At 54.0% G+C, this 16,450-nt stretch carries 13 protein-coding genes and 1 pseudogene; 11 read left to right on the top strand and 3 right to left on the bottom strand.

Annotated elements, in window-relative coordinates; translation table 11 throughout:
* The first annotated feature begins 37 nt into the window (after positions 1 to 37).
* The 3 genes from pldA to rhtC all read left to right on the top strand — a co-directional run bounded on the left by pldA (position 38) and on the right by rhtC (position 3,504).
* Positions 38 to 907 carry a phospholipase A gene (gene pldA / locus NA197_RS20840; RefSeq protein ID WP_001201692.1) on the top strand — a complete coding sequence of 290 codons (870 nt, stop codon included), beginning with the start codon at positions 38 to 40 and terminating at the stop codon, positions 905 to 907.
* Between the two features lie 83 nt (positions 908 to 990).
* On the top strand, positions 991 to 2,820 hold the full coding sequence (recQ, locus tag NA197_RS20835) for an ATP-dependent DNA helicase RecQ (protein WP_001533487.1): 1,830 nt from the start codon (positions 991 to 993) through the stop codon (positions 2,818 to 2,820).
* Positions 2,821 to 2,883: 63 nt separating this feature from the next.
* Positions 2,884 to 3,504 carry a threonine export protein RhtC gene (rhtC, locus tag NA197_RS20830; protein WP_000980080.1) on the top strand — a complete coding sequence of 207 codons (621 nt, stop codon included), beginning with the start codon at positions 2,884 to 2,886 and terminating at the stop codon, positions 3,502 to 3,504.
* Positions 3,505 to 3,543: 39 nt separating this feature from the next.
* Here rhtC and rhtB read toward each other — a convergent pair whose 3' ends face one another.
* Positions 3,544 to 4,164 (bottom strand): homoserine/homoserine lactone efflux protein, encoded by a 621-nt coding sequence (rhtB, locus tag NA197_RS20825; RefSeq protein ID WP_000142523.1) that lies wholly within the window; start codon positions 4,162 to 4,164, stop codon positions 3,544 to 3,546.
* Positions 4,165 to 4,274: 110 nt separating this feature from the next.
* On the opposite strand from rhtB, the gene pldB reads away from it, so the two are divergent.
* From pldB to NA197_RS20810, 3 genes are all read left to right on the top strand, one after another.
* Positions 4,275 to 5,291: a lysophospholipase L2 gene (gene pldB / locus NA197_RS20820; protein ID WP_000487685.1), complete on the top strand. Its 1,017-nt coding sequence runs from the start codon at positions 4,275 to 4,277 to the stop codon at positions 5,289 to 5,291.
* Between the two features lie 15 nt (positions 5,292 to 5,306).
* Positions 5,307 to 6,107 (top strand): sugar/pyridoxal phosphate phosphatase YigL, encoded by an 801-nt coding sequence (gene yigL, locus NA197_RS20815; RefSeq protein WP_001661561.1) that lies wholly within the window; start codon positions 5,307 to 5,309, stop codon positions 6,105 to 6,107.
* An 80-nt stretch (positions 6,108 to 6,187) separates the two neighbouring features.
* A complete protein-coding gene (locus NA197_RS20810) occupies positions 6,188 to 7,087 on the top strand; it encodes a carboxylate/amino acid/amine transporter (RefSeq protein ID WP_001196257.1) in 900 nt (299 codons plus the stop codon).
* On the opposite strand, the gene metR is transcribed toward NA197_RS20810, so the two are convergent.
* Positions 6,975 to 7,928, bottom strand: coding sequence for an HTH-type transcriptional regulator MetR (gene metR, locus NA197_RS20805; RefSeq protein ID WP_000569786.1), 954 nt, complete (start codon positions 7,926 to 7,928; stop codon positions 6,975 to 6,977). The two genes, NA197_RS20810 and metR, sit on opposite strands and share 113 nt — an antisense overlap.
* Before the next feature lie 235 nt (positions 7,929 to 8,163).
* On the opposite strand from metR, the gene metE reads away from it, so the two are divergent.
* Together metE and NA197_RS20795 are read left to right on the top strand one after the other, a co-directional pair.
* The gene (gene metE / locus NA197_RS20800) at positions 8,164 to 10,428 is read left to right on the top strand and encodes a 5-methyltetrahydropteroyltriglutamate--homocysteine S-methyltransferase (protein ID WP_000154181.1); all 2,265 of its coding nucleotides are present in this window, start codon (positions 8,164 to 8,166) and stop codon (positions 10,426 to 10,428) included.
* A 343-nt stretch (positions 10,429 to 10,771) separates the two neighbouring features.
* Positions 10,772 to 12,114: pseudogene (locus NA197_RS20795) on the top strand (anaerobic sulfatase maturase).
* A gap of 79 nt (positions 12,115 to 12,193) precedes the next feature.
* Here the strand turns inward: NA197_RS20795 and NA197_RS20790 are convergent.
* On the bottom strand, positions 12,194 to 13,006 hold the full coding sequence (locus NA197_RS20790) for a dienelactone hydrolase family protein (RefSeq protein ID WP_000213959.1): 813 nt from the start codon (positions 13,004 to 13,006) through the stop codon (positions 12,194 to 12,196).
* A gap of 258 nt (positions 13,007 to 13,264) precedes the next feature.
* Between NA197_RS20790 and udp the strand changes: the two genes are divergently transcribed.
* The 3 genes from udp to ubiE all read left to right on the top strand — a co-directional run bounded on the left by udp (position 13,265) and on the right by ubiE (position 16,447).
* Positions 13,265 to 14,026, top strand: coding sequence for a uridine phosphorylase (udp, locus tag NA197_RS20785; protein WP_000045169.1), 762 nt, complete (start codon positions 13,265 to 13,267; stop codon positions 14,024 to 14,026).
* Between the two features lie 139 nt (positions 14,027 to 14,165).
* Positions 14,166 to 15,596: a DNA recombination protein RmuC gene (gene rmuC, locus NA197_RS20780; protein ID WP_000355562.1), complete on the top strand. Its 1,431-nt coding sequence runs from the start codon at positions 14,166 to 14,168 to the stop codon at positions 15,594 to 15,596.
* A 95-nt stretch (positions 15,597 to 15,691) separates the two neighbouring features.
* Positions 15,692 to 16,447, top strand: coding sequence for a bifunctional demethylmenaquinone methyltransferase/2-methoxy-6-polyprenyl-1,4-benzoquinol methylase UbiE (ubiE, locus tag NA197_RS20775; protein WP_000229009.1), 756 nt, complete (start codon positions 15,692 to 15,694; stop codon positions 16,445 to 16,447).
* Positions 16,448 to 16,450: the final 3 nt, after the last annotated feature.

The following is a 16,450-nucleotide window of genomic DNA, read 5'->3' as shown; positions in this document are numbered from 1 at the left end:
TTCAAGCTGAAAATACTTCGTCAGGAGAACGTCAAGAATGCGGGCGATTTTGAGAGGGTTGTTGCCAGCCACGCTACTGCCATTAGCGGCATATGCACAAGAAGCTACGATAAAAGAGGTTCATGATGCGCCTGCAGTACGGGGAAGTATCATCGCTAACATGCTACAGGAGCATGATAACCCTTTTACGCTTTACCCTTATGACACGAACTACTTGATCTACACGAACACCAGCGATCTGAACAAAGAGGCCATAAGTACCTACAACTGGTCTGAAAACGCACGTAAAGATGAAGTGAAATTTCAGTTGAGCCTGGCGTTTCCGCTGTGGCGCGGAATACTGGGGCCGAACTCGGTACTGGGCGCTTCCTATACGCAGAAATCCTGGTGGCAGCTTTCCAACAGTAAAGAGTCTTCGCCGTTTCGCGAAACCAACTACGAACCGCAGCTTTTTCTTGGTTTTGCTACCGATTATCGCTTTGCCGGCTGGACGCTGCGCGACGTAGAGATGGGCTACAACCATGACTCTAACGGACGTTCGGACCCCACCTCGCGTAGCTGGAACCGTCTGTATACCCGTCTGATGGCCGAAAACGGTAACTGGCTGGTAGAGGTCAAACCGTGGTACGTGATTGGCAGTACCGATGATAATCCGGACATCACCAAATATATGGGTTATTACCAGCTTAAAATCGGTTATCACCTGGGCGAGGCGGTATTAAGCGCCAAAGGCCAGTACAACTGGAATACAGGCTACGGCGGCGCGGAAGTTGGATTAAGCTATCCGGTCACTAAACATGTCCGGCTTTATACCCAAGTGTACAGCGGCTATGGCGAATCGCTGATCGACTATAATTTTAATCAGACACGTGTCGGCGTCGGCGTGATGCTTAACGATATCTTCTGATTGGATTGTGTTTTAAACATTGCAGTTTCTCTCGCAGGCGCTGAAAATAGCGCCTGTTTTGATTTATGGTGAACGGGGTTAATGTGGCGCAGGCGGAAGTGTTGAATCTGGAATCAGGGGCCAAGCAGGTTTTGCAGGAAACCTTTGGCTACCAACAGTTTCGCCCGGGCCAGGAAGCGATTATTGATACTGCGCTCTCCGGTCGCGACTGTCTGGTCGTCATGCCCACCGGCGGCGGCAAATCTCTGTGCTATCAAATCCCCGCGTTGTTGCTGGATGGATTGACCGTCGTCGTTTCGCCCTTGATCTCGTTGATGAAAGACCAGGTCGATCAGCTACTGGCGAACGGGGTGGCGGCGGCGTGCCTGAACTCCACTCAAAGCCGCGAGCAGCAGCTTGAGGTGATGGCGGGGTGCCGTACCGGACAGATTCGTCTGCTGTATATTGCGCCGGAACGCCTGATGCTGGACAACTTTCTTGATCATCTGGCGCACTGGAATCCGGTATTGCTGGCGGTGGATGAAGCGCACTGTATCTCGCAATGGGGACATGATTTCCGTCCGGAATATGCGGCTCTCGGTCAGCTTCGCCAGCGTTTTCCCGCTTTGCCGTTTATGGCATTGACCGCCACCGCCGACGACACCACGCGCCAGGATATTATTCGTCTGCTTGGGCTTAACGATCCGTTAATCCAGATCAGTAGCTTTGACCGACCGAATATCCGCTACATGCTGATGGAGAAGTTTAAGCCGCTCGACCAGCTAATGCGCTATGTTCAGGAGCAACGCGGCAAATCGGGTATCATCTACTGCAACAGTCGGGCGAAAGTGGAAGATACCGCCGCGCGCTTGCAAAGTCGCGGCATTAGCGCGGCGGCCTATCATGCGGGGCTGGAAAACGCTATTCGCGCCGATGTGCAGGAAAAATTTCAGCGCGACGATCTGCAAATCGTGGTGGCGACCGTCGCTTTTGGAATGGGCATAAACAAACCTAACGTACGTTTCGTCGTGCATTTCGATATCCCGCGTAATATTGAATCCTACTATCAGGAAACGGGCCGCGCCGGGCGCGACGGACTGCCTGCGGAAGCCATGCTATTTTACGATCCGGCTGACATGGCCTGGCTACGTCGTTGTCTGGAAGAGAAACCAGCCGGACAGCTTCAGGATATTGAACGGCATAAACTGAATGCGATGGGCGCTTTTGCCGAAGCGCAAACCTGCCGCCGCCTGGTATTGCTTAATTACTTTGGCGAAGGCCGACAAGAACCGTGCGGCAACTGCGATATCTGTCTCGATCCGCCCAAACAATATGATGGCTTAAACGATGCCCAGATTGCGCTTTCTACCATTGGTCGGGTTAACCAGCGTTTTGGCATGGGCTACGTTGTCGAGGTGATCCGCGGCGCGAATAACCAACGCATCCGCGATTTCGGTCATGACAAACTCAAGGTTTATGGCATGGGACGCGAAAAGAGCCATGAGCACTGGGTGAGCGTGATTCGCCAGCTCATTCATCTGGGGCTGGTAATGCAAAATATTGCGCAGCACTCCGCATTACAGTTGACGGATGCCGCGCGTCCGGTACTCCGTGGAGACGTTCCGCTAAAGCTTGCGGTGCCGCGCATTGTCGCCCTCAAACCCCGCGTGATGCAGAAATCGTTCGGCGGTAATTACGATCGCAAATTGTTCGCTAAGTTGCGCAAGCTGCGTAAAGCTATCGCTGATGAAGAGAATATCCCGCCGTATGTGGTCTTTAACGACGCCACGTTGATAGAAATGGCGGAACAGATGCCGGTTTCCGCCAGCGAGATGTTAAGCGTTAACGGGGTTGGGATGCGCAAACTGGAGCGTTTCGGGAAAGAATTCATGGCGCTCATCCGCGCGCATGTCGATGGTGATGACGAAGAGTAGTCAGCCCGGCAAAAAAGTGCCAGGATGGTGACTCACTGAACTATTTCCCCGCGAGCCATTTTTATGATGATGCTATTTTTCACCGTGGCAATGGTGCACATCGTTGCGCTAATGAGCCCCGGCCCCGACTTTTTCTTCGTGTCTCAAACTGCTGTCAGCCGTTCGCGTAAAGAAGCGATGATGGGCGTACTGGGCATTACCTGCGGCGTGATGGTATGGGCGGGCGTGGCGCTGCTTGGCCTGCATCTCATCATCGAAAAAATGGCCTGGCTGCATACGATCATTATGGTAGGCGGCGGCCTGTACCTGTGCTGGATGGGCTATCAGATGCTGCGCGGCGCGCTGAAAAAACAGGATGCGGCGGCGTCTTCTCCGCACATTGAACTGGCGCAGAGCGGGCGCAGCTTTCTCAAAGGGCTGTTGACCAATCTGTCGAATCCGAAAGCGATTATCTATTTTGGTTCCGTTTTTTCACTGTTTGTCGGCGATAACGTCGGCGCTGCGGCGCGCTGGGGTATTTTCGCGTTAATTACCCTGGAAACGCTGGCCTGGTTTACCGTAGTCGCCAGCCTGTTCGCGCTGCCGAAAATGCGCCGCGGCTATCAGCGTCTGGCGAAATGGATTGATGGTTTTGCCGGCGCTCTGTTTGCGGGCTTTGGTATTCACCTGATTATTTCGCGCTAATTTACCTCCGGGCCGGATAAACATCATCCGGCACGACTATCACGCGTGTCTTGCCGACGCCAGGAGCGCGCCTACCAGCATAAACAACGAACCAAACGCTTTATTCAGCGCCTTCATCTGCTTTGGTCCTTTAATCCAGGCGGCAATGCGCTGCGCCAGCGTGGCGTAACCGGTCATCACAATCATATCCACCACAATCGTAGTGACGCCGAGAATGAGGTACTGCGCCAGTTGCGGTTGCTGCGGCATGATGAATTGCGGAAACAGGGCGGCAAGAAAGACAATACTTTTGGGATTGGTTAGATTGACAAATATCGCCCGTTTGAACAGCCGACCCCGCGATTGCGTCTGGGCGAGAGTATGCAGATCGATAGCGCCTGCGGCGCGCCATTGCTGGATACCCAGCCAGATAAGATAAGCCGCGCCAGCCCATTTCAGAATTTCAAAAGCGAGGAGCGAGCGCGAAAAGAGCGTACCCAGTCCGACGCCCACCAGTACGATATGTATCCCCAGTCCGGTCTGGAGTCCGGCGATAGAAGCCGCTGCGCCACGATATCCATGGTTGATAGACGTCGTCATGGTATTGATGGCGCCTGAACCCGGAGAAAGACTCAACAGAGTTGAGGTCAGTAGATAGGCGAACCACCATTCAAAGGTCATGCAAAACTCCCTGGTTGTCTGTTTTTGTGCCACAATACGCTACTGCCGCTGTGTTGTGTCAGGCACGACGCAAAAAACGATTTTACCTGGTAAACGAGGCCGAAAACCCGATGTTTCAGCAGCAAAATGACTGGGAAACAAGAGAAAATGCGTTTGCCGCTTTTGCTATGGGGCCGCTGACCGATTTCTGGCGTCAGCGGGAAGAGGCGGAGTTTATCGGCGTGGGTAACATTCCGGTGCGCTTTGTCCGTTTTCGAAATGATTCCAACGATCGGACGATCGTCATTTGTCCTGGCCGCATTGAGAGTTATGTAAAATACGCTGAACTGGCGTATGACCTTTTTCATCTCGGTTTTGATATCTTCATCATCGACCACCGTGGTCAAGGGCGCTCCGGGCGGATGTTATCGGACCCGCATCGGGGTCACGTTGATCATTTTAACGATTATGTTGAGGACTTGGCGGCGTTCTGGCAGCAGGAAATTGAGCCGGGGCCGTGGCGTAAGCGTTATATCCTGGCGCACTCAATGGGGGGCGCGATAGCCACTCTGTTCCTGCAACGCCATCGTGTGCGGTGCGACGCTATTGCGCTCACCGCGCCGATGTTTGGTATTGTGATACGCTTGCCTTCCTTTATGGTGCGCCATATTCTCGACTGGGCTGAAGGGCACCAGCGTATCCGTGAAGATTACGCTATTGGTACCGGTCAGTGGCGGGCGTTGCCGTTTGGGATGAATGCGCTGACCCACAGCCGCCAGCGTTATCAGCGCAACTTACGATTTTATGCCGACGAGCCGCAGCTGCGCGTTGGCGGCCCCACCTGGCATTGGGTACGCGAAGGCATTCTGGCGGGTGAGCAGGTACTGGCTGGGGCGAGCGATGACACGACGCCTACGCTACTGATTCAGGCGGAAGAAGAGCGGGTAGTGGATAACCGCACCCACGATCGTTTTTGTGAAATTCGCGCCGCGGCGGGATACCCTTGTGAAGGGGGAAAACCGCTGGTTATCAAAGGCGCGTACCATGAGATCCTTTTTGAAAAGGACGCCATGCGCTCAGTCGCGCTTAACGCCATTGTTGAATTTTTCAACAAGCCTAATTTATCCAGCGGAAATCGCTTTGCTTAGAGGTTAAATTTTATTATGTATCAGGTTGTTGCGTCTGATTTAGATGGCACGCTGCTCTCCCCCGACCATACGTTGTCCCCTTATGCCAAAGAGACTCTGAAGCTGTTGACCGCACGCGGCATCCATTTTGTCTTTGCCACTGGTCGTCATCATGTCGATGTAGGGCAAATCCGCGATAATCTTGAAATCAAGTCTTACATGATCACCTCCAACGGCGCGCGAGTGCACGATACCGACGGGAATTTGGTTTTTACGCATAATCTGGACAGCAACATTGCCAGCGACCTGTTCGGGGTGGTGAATGCGAACCCGGACATCGTGACTAACGTTTATCGCGACGACGAATGGTTTATGAATCGTCATCGCCCCGATGAAATGCGTTTTTTCAAAGAGGCGGTATTTAACTATTCGCTGTTTGAGCCTGCGCTGCTGGAGCCGGAGGGCGTCAGCAAAGTGTTTTTCACCAGCGACACTCATGAAAAGTTGTTGCCGCTGGAGCAGGCGATTAACGCGCGCTGGGGCGATCGGGTAAACGTGAGCTTCTCTACGCTAACCTGTCTGGAAGTGATGGCGGGCGGAGTGTCGAAAGGTCATGCGCTGGAAGCGGTCGCTCAGGCGATGGGGTACAGCCTGAAAGAGTGTATCGCCTTTGGCGACGGAATGAACGACGCTGAAATGCTCACGATGGCGGGCAAAGGCTGCATCATGGGCAATGCGCACCAGCGTCTGAAAGACCTGTATCCCGAACTTGAGGTGATCGGCATCAACGCGGATAACGCCGTGCCGCATTACCTGCGCGATCTTTTCTTACGCTGATGTGATTGTTTGTTAGTTGACCAGTTGTCAACTTCACTCTCCGCTACAATGGGTGTTCCCTGTTCTAAGAGACATCCATTGTGGCGCTACTCATCATTACCACTATCCTGTGGGCTTTCTCCTTTAGTCTATTTGGCGAGTATCTTGCCGGGCATGTCGATAGCTATTTCGCGGTGCTGATACGCGTTGGGCTGGCGGCGCTCGTTTTTCTGCCGTTTTTGCGTACTCGCGGGCACAACCTAAAAACCATCAGCCTGTATATGCTGGTGGGGGCGATGCAGCTTGGCATCATGTATATGTTGAGCTTCCATGCTTACCTCTATCTGACCGTATCCGAACTGCTGCTGTTTACCGTTCTGACGCCGCTCTATATCACGCTGATTTACGATGTGATGAGTCAGCGTCGTTTGCGCTGGGGCTATGCATTTAGCGCGTTGCTGGCGGTGATTGGCGCCGGGATTATTCGCTACGATCGCGTGACCGACCATTTTTGGGTCGGTTTGCTCCTGGTGCAGCTTTCTAATATCAGTTTCGCTATCGGAATGGTGGGGTATAAACGTCTGATGGAGACCCGTCCCATGCCGCAGCACAACGCCTTTGCGTGGTTCTATCTGGGAGCGTTTTTGGTGGCGGCGGTGGCGTGGTCGCTGTTGGGGAACGCGCAAAAGCTGCCGGAAACCACGCTGCAATGGAGCATTCTGGTGTTTCTCGGCGTGGTGGCGTCCGGCATTGGCTACTTTATGTGGAACTATGGCGCTACCCAGGTAGACGCCGGGACGCTGGGTATCATGAATAATATGCATGTTCCCGCAGGACTGCTGGTTAATCTTGCCATCTGGCATCAGCAGCCCCACTGGCCAAGCTTTATTACAGGCGCGGCTGTGATCCTGGCTTCGCTGTGGGTGCATCGAAAATGGGTCGCTCCGCGCTCCGCACAAACGGCAGATGATCGCAGGCGTGATCCCGCGTCGAGCGAATAAACGCCTCGGTCACCGCCTGACGCTGGTCGCCGTCGCGCACGGCGGCATACAGGCGGCTCCACAGACCATCACCCAGGGTTTTGGTCACCACCAGACCCTGGCGCTCAACGCTTTCCACCACCCAGTGCGGCAGGGCGGCAATACCCATTCTGGCCGCCACCATCTGAATCAGCAGTAGCGTATTATCCACGCTTTTCAGCAGCGGACTGATACCCGCCGGTTGCAGGAAATGTCGCCAGACATCCAGTCGGCTGCGCTGCACCGGGTAAATCAACAGCGTTTCGCTGGCTAAATCTTCCGGCGTAATCTGCGTTTTGCTGGCCAGCGGATGGTCGGGCGCCAGCACCAGTCGGACTTCAAAATCAAACATCGGCGAATAATGCAGCCCGCTGCGCGGCAAAATATCCGACGTCATCACCAAATCCAGCTCGCCTTGTTGCAAGGCCGGTTGCGGATCAAAAGTGACGCCGGATGTGAAATCCATTTCTACCTGCGGCCAGCTTGCACGGAAGTTTTCCAGCGCCGGGGTCAGCCACTGAATACAGCTATGACATTCAATAGCGATGCGCAGACGAGTTTGCTGCGGTTCGTTGCACGCTTGCAGCGCACGGCTGATTTGCGGCAGCACCTGGTTTGCCAGTTGCAGCAGAACTTCCCCCTGCGGCGTAAAGCGCAGCGGCTGGCTTTTACGCACGAACAGGCGGAAGCCAAGGCGTTGTTCCAGATCGCTGAACTGATGAGACAGAGCGGATTGGGTCTGGTGCAGCACCGCCGCCGCGGCAGCCAGCGATCCACTATTCCGCAATGCCTGGAGTGTTTTCAGATGTTTAATTTCGATCATGAAAGTCCTTCACTTCGCCATGAACAAATTGCGCTTGAGGAATATACAGTACCTTTACATTATGGATGTGTAAACATCCAGACGTCCAAAATCCGTCGTCTTTTAAATTGATGGTGCGTTGGCTGCGTTTCCTCACCCCGGTCACTTACTGATGTAAGCTCCCGGGGATGAGCAAACTTGCCGCCTTCCCTGAATTTAAAATACTTAGGATTTACATATAATTAGAGGAAGTAAAATGACAATATTGACTCATACCCTCGGTTTTCCTCGCGTTGGCCTGCGTCGCGAGTTGAAAAAAGCGCAAGAGAGCTACTGGGCGGGGAACTCAACGCGTGAAGCGTTACTGGCGGTGGGGCGCGAACTGCGCGCGCGTCACTGGGAGCAGCAGAAACAAGCGGGTATTGACCTGTTACCGGTAGGCGACTTTGCCTGGTACGACCATGTTCTGACCACCAGCCTGCTGTTAGGCAATGTGCCGGCTCGTCATCAGAACAACGACGGTTCCGTGGACATCGACACTCTGTTCCGCATTGGCCGCGGTCGCGCGCCAACCGGCGAACCGGCGGCGGCAGCGGAAATGACCAAATGGTTTAATACTAACTATCACTACATAGTACCGGAGTTCAGCAAAGGCCAGCAGTTCAGACTCACCTGGACACAGTTGCTGGAGGAAGTGGACGAAGCGCTGGCGCTGGGGCATAAGATCAAACCCGTACTGCTGGGGCCTGTCACGTATCTGTGGCTGGGTAAAGTGAAAGGCGAGCCGTTTGACCGCCTGACGTTGCTGAAAGACATTTTGCCGGTGTATCAGCACGTACTGGCTGAACTGGCAAAACGTGGTATTGAGTGGGTCCAAATTGATGAGCCAGCGCTGGTGCTGGAACTGCCGCAGGCGTGGCTGGATGCCTTCAAACCGGCTTACGACGCGCTCGCCGGCCAGGTGAAGCTGTTGCTGACGACCTATTTTGAAGGCGTGACGCCAAACCTGGACACTATTATCGCGCTACCGGTACAGGGGCTACATGTTGACCTCATTCATGGCAAAGATGATGTAGCGGAACTGCATCAACGTCTGCCGGTCGACTGGCTGCTCTCCGCAGGCTTGATTAACGGGCGTAATGTCTGGCGCGCCGATTTGACCGAAAAATACGCGCAGATTAACGCCCTTGTGGGCAAACGCGCGCTGTGGGTAGCATCCTCCTGCTCTTTACTGCACAGCCCGATCGATCTCAGCGTCGAAACGCGTCTGGATACGGAAGTAAAAAGCTGGTTTGCCTTTGCGCTGCAAAAATGCGGTGAACTGGCGTTGCTGCGCGATGCGCTGAACAGCGGCGAAACGGCGGCGCTTGAGGAATGGAGCGCACCGATTCAGGCTCGTCGTCACTCCCGTCGCGTACATAATGCCGCGGTAGAAAAACGCCTGGCGGCGATCACCGCGCAGGACAGCCAGCGTGAGAATCCGTATGAGGTGCGCGCTGAAGCGCAACGTGCCCGCTTTAAACTTCCCGCCTGGCCGACGACGACTATCGGTTCGTTTCCGCAAACCACGGAGATTCGCGGTCTGCGTCTGGACTTCAAAAAGGGCAATCTCGACGCGAATAACTACCGCACTGGCATCGCCGAACATATCAAACAGGCTATCATCGAGCAGGAGCGTTTAGGGCTGGATGTGCTGGTACATGGCGAAGCCGAGCGAAACGACATGGTGGAATACTTCGGCGAGCATCTGGACGGCTTCGTCTTTACCCAGAATGGTTGGGTGCAAAGCTATGGCTCCCGCTGTGTGAAACCGCCGGTAGTGATTGGCGATATCAGCCGTCCGGCACCGATTACCGTGGAGTGGGCGAAATATGCCCAGTCGCTGACCGACAAGCCGGTAAAAGGGATGTTGACCGGCCCGGTGACTATTCTTTGCTGGTCATTCCCCCGCGAAGACGTGACCCGCGAAACGATTGCGAAACAGATTGCGCTGGCGCTGCGTGATGAAGTCGCGGATCTGGAGGCGGCGGGGATCGGGATTATTCAGATCGACGAACCGGCGCTGCGCGAAGGTCTACCGCTGCGTCGCAGCGACTGGGACGCCTATCTGGAATGGGGTGTGGAAGCCTTCCGCATCAACGCGGCGGTGGCGAAGGATGAAACCCAGATCCACACCCACATGTGTTACTGCGAGTTCAACGACATTATGGACTCGATCGCCGCGCTGGACGCGGATGTGATCACCATTGAGACCTCGCGCTCGGATATGGAGTTGCTGGAGTCGTTCGAAGCGTTCGACTACCCGAACGAAATCGGGCCGGGCGTGTACGATATTCACTCGCCGAACGTGCCGAGCGTCGAGTGGATTGAAGCCCTGCTGAAGAAGGCGGCACAGCGTATTCCGGCACAACGCCTGTGGGTGAATCCGGACTGCGGCCTGAAAACTCGCGGTTGGCCGGAAACCCGCGCAGCGTTAGCGAACATGGTCAAAGCGGCGCACAATCTGCGTCAGGCGAAATAACCCATCCTGGCCGCTGCGTTTATCCGGCAGCAATGCGGCGCTACCCTTTGACGGGTAGCGCCCGTGTCTGACCTGATTAACAGCGCCTCTATCTCCTCTTTTTTCTCATTTCCCTTTTTCTTATTTTCCGCTCGGTCTTTTTCAGGATCTGGCTATTTGGCGATCTTGATAATAAAAAGGTTCTCCGTATGAATGACAACCTGGCGGATAGCGTCCCCGGAAGCAGCGCGGCGGATTTTATTGCTTCGCAGATCGTTTGCCCTGTCATGATCGCACAGCGCTCTCATAGCACAGAACGACGTTTTCCATTCTGTTATGTTCCCTGGCGACGATAAACGTCGCATTGTCTCATGGCGCTGGTGACCTTATTTTTTAACGGAGATGTCTGACATGGCGGTAGCTGGTTGTCACGTAATGGCCAAACCCGGCGGCGCGATCTGCAATATTGATTGCACATATTGCTTCTATCTTGAAAAAGAGGCGCTGTATCCGGAACGCAATAAAAACTGGCGGATGTCGGACGAGACGCTGGAACAATTTATACGCCAGCATATTGCCGCGCAGAGTGGCGACCGCATTGACTTTGCCTGGCAGGGCGGCGAGCCGACCATGATGGGACTACCGTTTTTCCGTCGGGTTGTCGCATTATGTGAAAAGTACGGCGATGGGCGAAAAATCACTCATGCGTTGCAGACGAACGGCATCCTGGTGAATGACGAGTGGGCGCGCTTTTTCGCTGAACAGCATTTTCTCATCGGTCTCTCTATCGACGGTCCGGCGTCGTTACACAACCACTATCGGCTTAATCGCGCTGGAAAAGGAACTCATGAACAGGTCGTCGCAGCCATGGCGCGGCTTAAAGCGCACCATGTCGACTTTAATACCTTAACCGTCGTGGGAAAACATAACGTCGGTCATGCAGCAGACGTCTACGAATTTCTTCTGGCGGCGGGATCGCGTTTTATTCAGTTTATCCCGCTGGTAGAGCGAATGAGCACCGATAACTCATCGGTACTTAATCTGGTGATGCCCGGCGAAAGCGCGGCAAAGCTGGCGCCATGGACGGTACCGTCGTGGCAATATGGCGAATTTCTCAACCAGATCTTTGATATCTGGGTTCGTCGCGACGTAGACCGCGTCTATGTGCAGATGTTTGACGTGGCGTTAGCCGCCTGGACGGCGCAGCAGCCGGTACTGTGTGTACATTCCGAGACTTGTGGACATGCCTTCGCGTTGGAGTCGAACGGCGATCTCTACAACTGTGACCACTTTGTCTACCCGGAGCATCTGCTGGGGAATATCCACCAGCACAGCATCAAAACCTTAAATAATAGCGAGCGGGCTATTGCGTTTGGCGAGGCCAAGCGGGAGACCCTGACCGCCGATTGTCGTCGCTGTGACTACCGCTTTGCGTGTCATGGCGGCTGTCCGAAGCATCGCTTTGCCGTCTCGCCGTCCGGTCATCCTGCGCATAATTACTTGTGTGCGGGCTATAAGCATTTTTTCCAGCACGTTACGCCGTATATGAATGTCTGGCGGGAGCTGCTGGCGCAAGGCTATCCGATGGCATCGATCATGCGCTGGCTGGCGCAGGACGCGCGTAAAGACACAGGAGCCGTCAGTCGTAACCATCTCTGTCCCTGCGGCAGCGGCAAAAAATATAAAAAATGCTGTGGTAAAGCATAGCTAACGTGGCGATGACGATTTGTTGAGCCTACACCGACTCCGGTCTCGTAGGCCCAACAAACATCGTAATGCGCTGTGGTTAGCCTTTTTTCCCACCGTACTGCGCGAACCATTCCAACATTCTTTGCCAGCCGTCTTTCGCTGAGGCTTCGTGGTAGCCCGGACGATAATCGGCATTAAACGCGTGCCCTGCATCGGGATAGACCACGATTTCCGCCTTCGCATTAGCGGCGCGTAGCGCCTGACGCATGGTTTCCACGCTCTCCTGTGGAATACTGGTATCCTGCCCGCCGTATAAACCCAGTACCGGCGCGTTAAGATCGGTGGCGATGTCAACGGGATGCTTCGGCGAATTGAGTGACGTGTCGCCCACCAGCTTGCCGTACCACGCTACCGCCGCTTTTAACTGTGGGTTGTGCGCGGCGTACAGCCAGGTAATTCGGCCTCCCCAACAAAAACCGGTGATCATCAGCCGATGCGCGTCCCCGCCGTTGCGCGAAGCCCAACTGGCGACGTGATCCAGGTCGGCAAGGACTTGCGAATCGGGTACTTTAGCCACCAGCCCGCTCAATAATGTGGGTATATCGGCGAAATCATTGGGGTCGCCTTCGCGGAAATAGAGCTCCGGTGCGATAGCGAGATAGCCTTCCAGCGCCAGTCGTCGGCAAATATCGCGAATGTGTTCATGTACGCCAAAAATTTCCTGTACCACAATGACCACAGGCAATGCGCCGTCGCTCGCTTTTGGTCTGGCGTAATAGGCGGGCATATCGTCGCCCTGAGAGGGGATCGACGTTATCCCCGCGCTAATGGCCCCATCAGGCGTATGAATCATCGTAGGGGCAAGTGGGGAAGCTGCAGGTGCAAAGCCGGATGGATGTGTCGTTGTCATGGTATTCTCCGTACCCTTAAAAAATAGCGCAATCTTAACTATAGACAGTGTGTAACAAACCACATTGCCTTAAAGCGGCTATCTTTTGTGCAATGCCTGGCGATATTGATTATTTATTGTGATGTGCATCACTTTTTAATGGTAAACGAGTGCAATTGTTTTACGCCATAGTGATGGCTGTCACGAAAATATCTTTATGCCTTAGGTAAAGTGTCTTTTTGCTTCTTCTGACAAACCCGATTCACAGAGGAGTTTTATATGTCCAAGTCTGATGTTTTTCATCTCGGCCTCACCAAAAACGATTTACAAGGGGCCCAGCTCGCCATCGTCCCTGGCGATCCTGAGCGTGTGGAAAAGATCGCCGCGCTGATGGATAAGCCGGTTAAGCTGGCATCTCACCGCGAATTCACCTCTTGGCGCGCTGAGCTGGATGGTAAAGCAGTTATCGTTTGCTCTACCGGTATCGGCGGCCCGTCTACCTCTATTGCCGTGGAAGAACTGGCGCAACTGGGTATTCGTACCTTCTTGCGTATCGGCACCACGGGGGCTATTCAGCCGCACATCAACGTCGGCGACGTTCTGGTAACGACCGCATCCGTACGTCTGGATGGGGCAAGCCTGCATTTTGCGCCGATGGAATTCCCGGCGGTTGCCGACTTTGCCTGCACCACCGCGCTGGTTGAAGCCGCGAAATCGATTGGCGCCACGACTCACGTTGGCGTAACCGCCTCTTCCGACACTTTCTATCCGGGTCAGGAACGTTACGACACCTATTCTGGCCGCGTTGTTCGTCGCTTCAAAGGCTCTATGGAAGAGTGGCAGGCAATGGGCGTGATGAACTACGAAATGGAATCCGCTACGCTGTTAACCATGTGCGCAAGCCAGGGTTTACGCGCAGGTATGGTGGCGGGCGTTATCGTTAACCGTACCCAACAAGAGATTCCGAATGCGGAAACGATGAAACAAACTGAAAGCCACGCGGTGAAAATCGTCGTGGAAGCGGCCCGTCGTCTGCTGTAATTCTCCTCTCTTTTGCAAAGGCCGACGCGTTCGGCCTTTTCTTTTTGCGTGGCGCCTCGCAGGAAATTCCTTTTAAACTGGACGTTTATACAGCACAATTCTATTTTGTGCAGGACAGTGTGGTTCCAGGAGAGGTGTTGTGGATATTACTCTTATGATAAGCGCCGTCGTGGCGCTGGCGGCTGGGGCGGTGATTGGCTGGCTGGCGACGAAAGCGCACGCCGATCAAATCCGCGCCGATCTTATCGAAGAACGGCGTGAGCTGGATATCGAACTTAGCGCGGCCCGGCAGCAATTAGCGCAAGAAGCGCACTGGCGCAGTGAATGCGAGTTACTTAATAACGAACTGCGTAGCCTGCACAGTATTAATACCTCTCTGGAAGCCGATCTGCGTGAAGTCACGACCCGTCTGGAAGCGACTCAGCAACACGCGGAAGACAAAATCCGTCAGATGATCAACAGCGAACAGCGTTTAAGCGAGCAGTTTGAAAATCTGGCGAACCGTATCTTTGAACACAGTAATCGTCGCGTAGACGAACAAAACCGACAAAGCCTGAATAGCCTGCTGACGCCGCTGCGTGAGCAACTGGACGGTTTTCGCCGCCAGGTTCAGGAGAGTTTTGGCAAAGAAGCGCAGGAGCGGCATACGCTGGCGCACGAAATTCGTAATTTGCAGCAGCTTAACGCGCAAATGGCGCAGGAAGCGATCAACCTGACGCGCGCCCTGAAAGGGGACAATAAGGCGCAAGGAAACTGGGGCGAAGTTGTGCTGGCGCGGGTGCTGGAGGCATCCGGACTGCGTGAAGGCTACGAATACGAAACCCAGGTCAGTATTGAGAACGATGCGCGCTCGCGGATGCAGCCGGATGTCATCGTCCGCTTGCCGCAGGGCAAAGATGTGGTCATCGATGCTAAAATGACGTTGGTCGCCTACGAGCGTTACTTTAACGCTGAAGATGACTACACGCGCGAGGCCGCTTTACAAGAGCACATCGCCTCGGTGCGCAATCATATTCGCTTACTGGGGCGTAAAGACTACCAGCAGCTTCCCGGCCTCCGCTCGCTGGACTATGTTCTGATGTTTATCCCCGTAGAACCCGCTTTCCTGCTGGCGTTAGATAAACAGCCCGAACTGATAACCGAGGCGCTGAAAAATAACATTATGCTGGTAAGCCCCACGACGCTGCTGGTGGCGTTACGGACAATCGCCAACCTGTGGCGCTATGAACACCAGAGCCGCAATGCGCAGCACATCGCAGACAGAGCCAGTAAGCTCTACGATAAAATGCGGTTGTTCGTTGATGATATGTCAGCGATCGGTCAGAGTCTGGATAAAGCGCAGGATAACTACCGCCAGGCGATGAAAAAACTTGCGTCGGGGCGTGGCAACGTTTTGGCGCAGGCGGAGGCCTTCCGGGGGCTAGGCGTGGAAATCAAACGCGAGATTAATCCGGATTTAGCGGAACAGGCCGTTACGCAAGATGAAGAATATCGTTTACGATCGATCCCTGAAGGGCGGCAGGATGAACATTATCCCAATGATGAACGGGTGAAGCAGCAGTTAAGTTAACCCATACGGAGTAGTTTAGTCCTGGCGCAGAGTAGGGCAAATTGGCCCAATCTGTTACACTTCTTGAACATTTTTATCGATAAGCAGGCACTGAGATGGTGGAAGATTCACAAGAAACGACGCACTTTGGCTTTCAGACCGTCGCTAAAGAGCAGAAAGCTGACATGGTGGCCCACGTTTTTCATTCTGTGGCGTCAAAGTACGATGTGATGAATGACTTAATGTCATTTGGCATTCATCGTTTGTGGAAGCGCTTCACCATTGATTGCAGTGGCGTGCGTCGTGGACAAACCGTTCTCGATTTAGCGGGCGGGACGGGCGATCTTACCGCGAAATTTTCACGTATGGTCGGGGAAACTGGCAAAGTTATCCTGGCGGATATTAATGATTCCATGCTCAAAATGGGGCGTGAGAAGCTGCGCAATATCGGCGTGATCGGCAACGTAGAGTATGTGCAGGCGAATGCCGAAGCTCTGCCTTTCCCTGATAATACGTTTGATTGCATTACCATTTCGTTTGGTTTGCGCAATGTAACGGAAAAAGAAAAAGCGCTGCGGTCAATGTTCCGTGTGTTGAAACCCGGCGGACGTTTACTGGTGCTTGAATTTTCCAAGCCTATCATTGAGCCGCTGAGTAAAGCGTATGACGCCTATTCTTTCCATATTTTACCGCGTATTGGCTCGATGGTCGCGAACGATGCGGATAGCTATCGGTATCTCGCGGAATCCATCCGTATGCATCCCGATCAGGATACCTTAAAAGCCATGATGCAGGACGCCGGATTTGAGAGCGTGGATTATTACAATCTGACGGCGGGTGTTGTGGCATTGCACCGTGGTTATAAATTCTAGGAG

Source organism: Salmonella sp. NW884, from assembly GCF_051700745.1.
Classification (GTDB): Bacteria; Pseudomonadota; Gammaproteobacteria; order Enterobacterales; family Enterobacteriaceae; genus Salmonella; species Salmonella enterica.
The sequence above is the reverse complement of the archived record's forward strand: the minus strand, read 5'-3'. Positions and strand labels throughout refer to the sequence as shown.

Coding starts and splice junctions, on each gene's coding strand:
- NA197_RS20790 (WP_000213959.1), bottom strand. CDS start 13,006: ATGACAACGACACATCCATCCGGCTTTGCACCTGCAGCTTCCCCACTT.
- pldA (WP_001201692.1), top strand. CDS start 38: ATGCGGGCGATTTTGAGAGGGTTGTTGCCAGCCACGCTACTGCCATTA.
- metR (WP_000569786.1), bottom strand. CDS start 7,928: ATGATCGAAATTAAACATCTGAAAACACTCCAGGCATTGCGGAATAGT.
- metE (WP_000154181.1), top strand. CDS start 8,164: ATGACAATATTGACTCATACCCTCGGTTTTCCTCGCGTTGGCCTGCGT.
- rhtC (WP_000980080.1), top strand. CDS start 2,884: ATGATGATGCTATTTTTCACCGTGGCAATGGTGCACATCGTTGCGCTA.
- pldB (WP_000487685.1), top strand. CDS start 4,275: ATGTTTCAGCAGCAAAATGACTGGGAAACAAGAGAAAATGCGTTTGCC.
- rhtB (WP_000142523.1), bottom strand. CDS start 4,164: ATGACCTTTGAATGGTGGTTCGCCTATCTACTGACCTCAACTCTGTTG.
- yigL (WP_001661561.1), top strand. CDS start 5,307: ATGTATCAGGTTGTTGCGTCTGATTTAGATGGCACGCTGCTCTCCCCC.
- ubiE (WP_000229009.1), top strand. CDS start 15,692: ATGGTGGAAGATTCACAAGAAACGACGCACTTTGGCTTTCAGACCGTC.
- udp (WP_000045169.1), top strand. CDS start 13,265: ATGTCCAAGTCTGATGTTTTTCATCTCGGCCTCACCAAAAACGATTTA.